This window comes from Eubacterium sp. CAG:156, from assembly GCF_000434315.1.
In the GTDB taxonomy this organism is placed as follows: Bacteria; Bacillota; Clostridia; order Lachnospirales; family Lachnospiraceae; genus Eubacterium_U; species Eubacterium_U album.
The window spans coordinates 1-4,702 of sequence record NZ_FR878150.1; the positions used below are offsets into that span (position 1 = coordinate 1).

The 4,702-nt window shown below is 31.1% G+C and carries 5 protein-coding genes; 4 read left to right on the forward strand and 1 reads right to left on the reverse strand.

What is annotated here, in order from left to right; translation table 11 throughout:
• A partial coding sequence (locus ABMA45_RS04030) for a chorismate synthase (protein ID WP_348029914.1) occupies nt 1-350 on the reverse strand: 350 nt, incomplete at its 3' end.
• A gap of 225 nt (nt 351-575) precedes the next feature.
• Here ABMA45_RS04030 and ABMA45_RS04035 point away from each other — a divergent pair.
• From ABMA45_RS04035 to yajC, 4 genes are all read left to right on the forward strand, one after another.
• A complete protein-coding gene (locus tag ABMA45_RS04035) occupies nt 576-1,961 on the forward strand; it encodes a hypothetical protein (RefSeq protein WP_022088600.1) in 1,386 nt (461 codons plus the stop codon).
• 210 nt (nt 1,962-2,171) lie between these two features.
• Nucleotides 2,172-3,095: an aldo/keto reductase gene (locus ABMA45_RS04040; protein WP_022088601.1), complete on the forward strand. Its 924-nt coding sequence runs from the start codon at nt 2,172-2,174 to the stop codon at nt 3,093-3,095.
• A gap of 18 nt (nt 3,096-3,113) precedes the next feature.
• Nucleotides 3,114-4,250 (forward strand): tRNA guanosine(34) transglycosylase Tgt, encoded by a 1,137-nt coding sequence (gene tgt, locus ABMA45_RS04045; protein WP_022088602.1) that lies wholly within the window; start codon nt 3,114-3,116, stop codon nt 4,248-4,250.
• 19 nt (nt 4,251-4,269) lie between these two features.
• On the forward strand, nt 4,270-4,578 hold the full coding sequence (gene yajC, locus ABMA45_RS04050) for a preprotein translocase subunit YajC (RefSeq protein ID WP_346432181.1): 309 nt from the start codon (nt 4,270-4,272) through the stop codon (nt 4,576-4,578).
• Nucleotides 4,579-4,702 lie beyond the last annotated feature (124 nt).

Consider the following 4,702-nt stretch of genomic DNA (forward strand, 5'->3'; position numbering starts at 1 on the left):
AAACCAAATTTTTCGTCAAATGTATAATCGGCATGTCCCGGACGATAATAATTTGCAATTTCGCTGTAATCTTTTGAACGTTGTTCTTTGTTACGCACAATCATTGAAATAGGTGTTCCTGTAGTTTTCCCTTCAAATACACCTGAAAGAATCTCTACAAGGTCGCCTTCATTTCGCTGAGTAGTGAAAGCAGACTGACCTGGTTTTCTTCTGTCTAAAAATACCTGAATATCTTCTTCGCATAAAGAAAGACCGGCAGGACAACCGTCAACTACAACACCTAAAGCTTTTCCGTGGGATTCTCCCCATGTGCTTATTTTTAATGTATTACCATATGTTGAACCAAACATAATGAGCCTCCTAATTGTAATCAGAAGTGTTTAACAAATAAATTTGTGTAAACTTTTGAGTAAAATTCATAATATATCTTCTGTAAATTTGCTTGTATTAGTATAACAAGATATTACAGATGAATCAAATATAAAGTTTGTTATTTTTGTTGACTGATTAAATATGCACATATATAATTAAAATGTAACAAAACAATATGTTGTATTATAATTATGGAGGAAATTATGAAAAAAATTTATAGTTTGATTTTAGGAATGCTATTTTTTATGGTATTTGGAAGTAATGTTGAGGCTTATGCAAATTGGGAAAGCTATTTTGGATGTAATAATGGATGGTATGAAGCAGCAAGTGGTTCTGAAATATATCAAAATGATGACAAATGGAAAGTGCATTTAGATGAAATAGGATATGGGGGATGTTGGGGAGCACAGATGATTAATAAAAATGTAAATGTTAAAAAGGGAAAAACGTATAAAATTAGATTTAATATAGAGTCGACTGATTGTGATAAGTTGATTTTTTTTAGAATCTCGAATTATGATAATATTGCGTATGGCGATTGGATTCAGTTAAAGAAAGGTAAAAAAGAAAAATATTGTTGTGTTTTTGAAGCAGCTTGTGATGCAAATTCCATCTGTTTTGGCTTAGGCGGAGATTTAGGTGATGGTAGATCTAAAAATATGATAGATGAAACAAATATAAATACAAAGTATGATGAATTAATATACGATGCTAATGCATTAAGTTCAACATCAATAGAATGTGAATCTTTTTTAATAGAAGAATATTTAACTAAATATGATGGAAGAACGTCTATTAATTCTATCAAAAAAAATAATAAAAATAAGATGACAGTAAAAATTAGAAAAATGGATGTTGCAATTAATTACGAAGTTCAAGTATCCGATAGTGCAAAATTTCCAAAGAAAAAAAGTAAAATATATAAAACGAAAAGTGAAAATTTAGAAGTAAAAGGTTTAAAAAAGAATAAAACTTATTATGTTAGAGCTAGAACAAATTGTAATATGGAATATAGTAAAGGGATAAAAACAATTTGGTCACCAATAATAAAACTTGATTCCAATAATAAAGAATTAAATAAAAAAGATATACTAGCACAAAATTATGAAAGAATAAAAAATTACATAAAAAAATATGGATATGTAAACAAAAATGGAAACAAAATTATAAAACGAGATTTAAAAATAAAAAATGGAAAGTGCTCATTGTATTTAGAAGATGTAGGGGATTGTGCAATTAGTTTTATTTTAATGGATAAAAGCAAACATAAAAAAATGGAGAATATTGTGCAATTAGATTTAAATTATAAAAAATTAGACAATGTTAAGGCAGTGGTTGTATATAAAGATTCAGAAGACTTAAATTATTTTACTGCAAGTTCAACTATTAATGCATATATGTATAAAAAGAAAAAAGTGTATTCAATTAAATTTAAAGATAGGTTTGGATTGCCTTATGGCGATGCTGAACAATTGGCAAGACAATGTATTGAAGCAGGAGTTGAAGGACTAGATTTATTAGCTTTATATACAGGAAAAAATAATTTATATGAGTTAGGATTTGAAAATTACCAAAATAATTTTAATTAAATAAATATTAAAATTCGGTTTACGTGAAATTATTAAAAAGTAGATAGTTATTATGCAACACAAATATTCGATGATGCTAAATATTATCTGCTTTTTTATTTCAATAATCTATATAGATTATAACCTCCTTGAATTAACTACCAAAATCCATTATTATATAAAGGATTGGACTAATGAAATTTGGTAATAATTTAGAGAGGTATAAATCGAATGAAACAGATAAAATTAGGAAAGACAAATATATCAGTACCGGCAATCGTTTTAGGTTGTATGAGATTAGGAGCACTTGATTTAAAAACAGCAGAAAAATTTATCAATACAGCTTTGGAACTTGGTATTAATCATATTGACCATGCAGATATTTATGGTGGCGGTAGTTGTGAAGAGTTATTCGGAAAGGCAGCAAAACTTAACATTTCAACAAATAGAGAAAAATTCTTTATTCAGTCCAAATGTGGTATTGTTCCGGGTGTTATGTATGATTTTTCAAAGGAACACATCATTAATTCAGTAGACGGAATACTTAAGAGACTTGGAACAGATTATTTGGATGCATTATTACTTCACAGACCGGATGCATTAATGGAACCTGAGGTTGTAGCTGATGCATTTGATACATTAGAAAAGAGTGGAAAGGTAAGAAATTTTGGCGTTTCAAATATGAATCCTATGCAGATTCAGTTGCTTCAAAAATATGTTAAGCAACCGATTTGTGCAAATCAGCTTCAATTAAGTATTACAAATTCAAATATGATTAGTCAGGGTCTTGAAGTAAACATGTCATCTGATGGGGCTGTAAATAGAGATGGAGCAGTTCTTGATTTTTGCAGATTAAACGATATAACAATTCAGACTTGGTCTCCGTTCCAGTATGGATTTTTTGAAGGTGTGTTTATTGGAAATGATAAATTCCCTGAACTTAACAAAGTTATTGATGAATTGGCACAAAAATATAATGTGACTCCTACAACAATTGTGACAGCGTGGATATTAAGACATCCGGCTAATATGCAGATGATTGCAGGAACAACAAATCTCGAAAGATTAAAACAGATTGCACAAGCATCTGATATTGAAATTTCAAGAGAAGAATGGTATAAATTATATTTGTCTGCCGGACACATATTACCATAAAGAAGGAAAGAAAATTTTATGTATAAAATATTGAAAACTGATGGTTTGGCTAAGCGTGGAGAATTCGAAACAGTTCACGGTACAATCCAGACACCGGTATTTATGAATGTAGGAACTGCTGCAGCAATTAAGGGAGCAGTAGGAACAGAAGATTTACAACAGATAAAGACTCAGGTCGAATTGTCAAATACATATCATTTGCATGTACGACCGGGAGACCACATTGTAAAACAACTTGGAGGTCTTCATAAGTTTATGAATTGGGATAAGCCTATTCTTACGGATTCAGGTGGATTTCAGGTATTTTCGCTTGCAGGACTTAGAAAGATAAAAGAAGAGGGCGTATATTTTCAGTCTCATGTAGATGGAAGAAAGATTTTTATGGGACCTGAAGAAAGTATGCAGATTCAGTCAAATTTAGCTTCAACAATTGCTATGGCGTTTGATGAATGTCCTTCAAGTGTTGCATCAAGAGAATATATTCAGGCATCTGTAAATAGAACAACAAGATGGCTTGAGAGATGTAAGAATGAAATGAACAGATTAAATAGTCTTGAAGATACAATTAATAAAAATCAGATGCTGTTTGGTATTAATCAGGGTGGAATATATGATGATATTCGTATTGAACATGCAAAAGCGATAACTGAAATGGATTTAGACGGATATGCAGTAGGTGGACTTGCAGTAGGTGAAAGTCATGAAGAAATGTATAGAATCCTTGAATCAGTGGTACCTTATTTACCACAGAATAAACCAACTTATCTTATGGGAGTTGGAACACCTGCTAATATTTTAGAAGCAGTTGATAGAGGTGTTGATTTCTTCGACTGTGTATATCCTACAAGAAATGGACGCCATGGACATTTGTATACTAATAAGGGCAAGATTAACTTATTTAATGCAAAATATGAGACAGATGACAGACCAATTGAAGAAGGATGTCAGTGTCCTGCATGTAAACATCATAGCCGTGCATACATCAGACATTTGCTCAAAGCAAAAGAAATGCTAGGAATGAGATTATGTGTGTTGCATAATTTGTATTTTTATAATACAATGATGGAAGAAATTCGAGCTGCCATAGAAGCAGGAAATTATAGTGAATATAAAGCAAAGAAATTAGAAGGCTTTAAAGAAAACGACAAGCGTTAGGAGGATTAAAATGACAGATATGTTATTAGCTTCATCATCAACAGGTGGTGCAATGGGAACAGTTATGATGATTGTTTGGTGTGTGGTAATCTTTGGATTTATGTATTTTGCAATGATTCGTCCACAGAAAAAACAGGAAAAGAGACAGGATGAAATTAGAGAAAGTGTAGCTGTTGGAGACAGTATTCTTACAACAAGTGGATTTTACGGAATGGTTATTGATGTTCAGGACGATATGGTTATCGTAGAATTTGGTAATAACAAAAACTGCAGAATCCCAATGCAGAAAACTGCAATTGTTGATGTTGAAAAAGCAGACGCAGAATAATTAAGATTAAGATTTAGAGAGAAGTTCGAAAAGAATTTCTCTCTTTTGTTATACACAATGAGCCAAGCACTTTCTGCTTTTTGCTTGCAAAAAAAGCAGAAAGTGTTTGGCGAATGTATAATCA

Bases quoted from the DNA above. Each gene is read 5' to 3' on its own strand.
- tgt (WP_022088602.1), top strand. From the start codon at position 3,114: ATGTATAAAATATTGAAAACTGATGGTTTGGCTAAGCGTGGAGAATTC.
- yajC (WP_346432181.1), top strand. From the start codon at position 4,270: ATGTTATTAGCTTCATCATCAACAGGTGGTGCAATGGGAACAGTTATG.
- ABMA45_RS04035 (WP_022088600.1), top strand. From the start codon at position 576: ATGAAAAAAATTTATAGTTTGATTTTAGGAATGCTATTTTTTATGGTA.
- ABMA45_RS04040 (WP_022088601.1), top strand. From the start codon at position 2,172: ATGAAACAGATAAAATTAGGAAAGACAAATATATCAGTACCGGCAATC.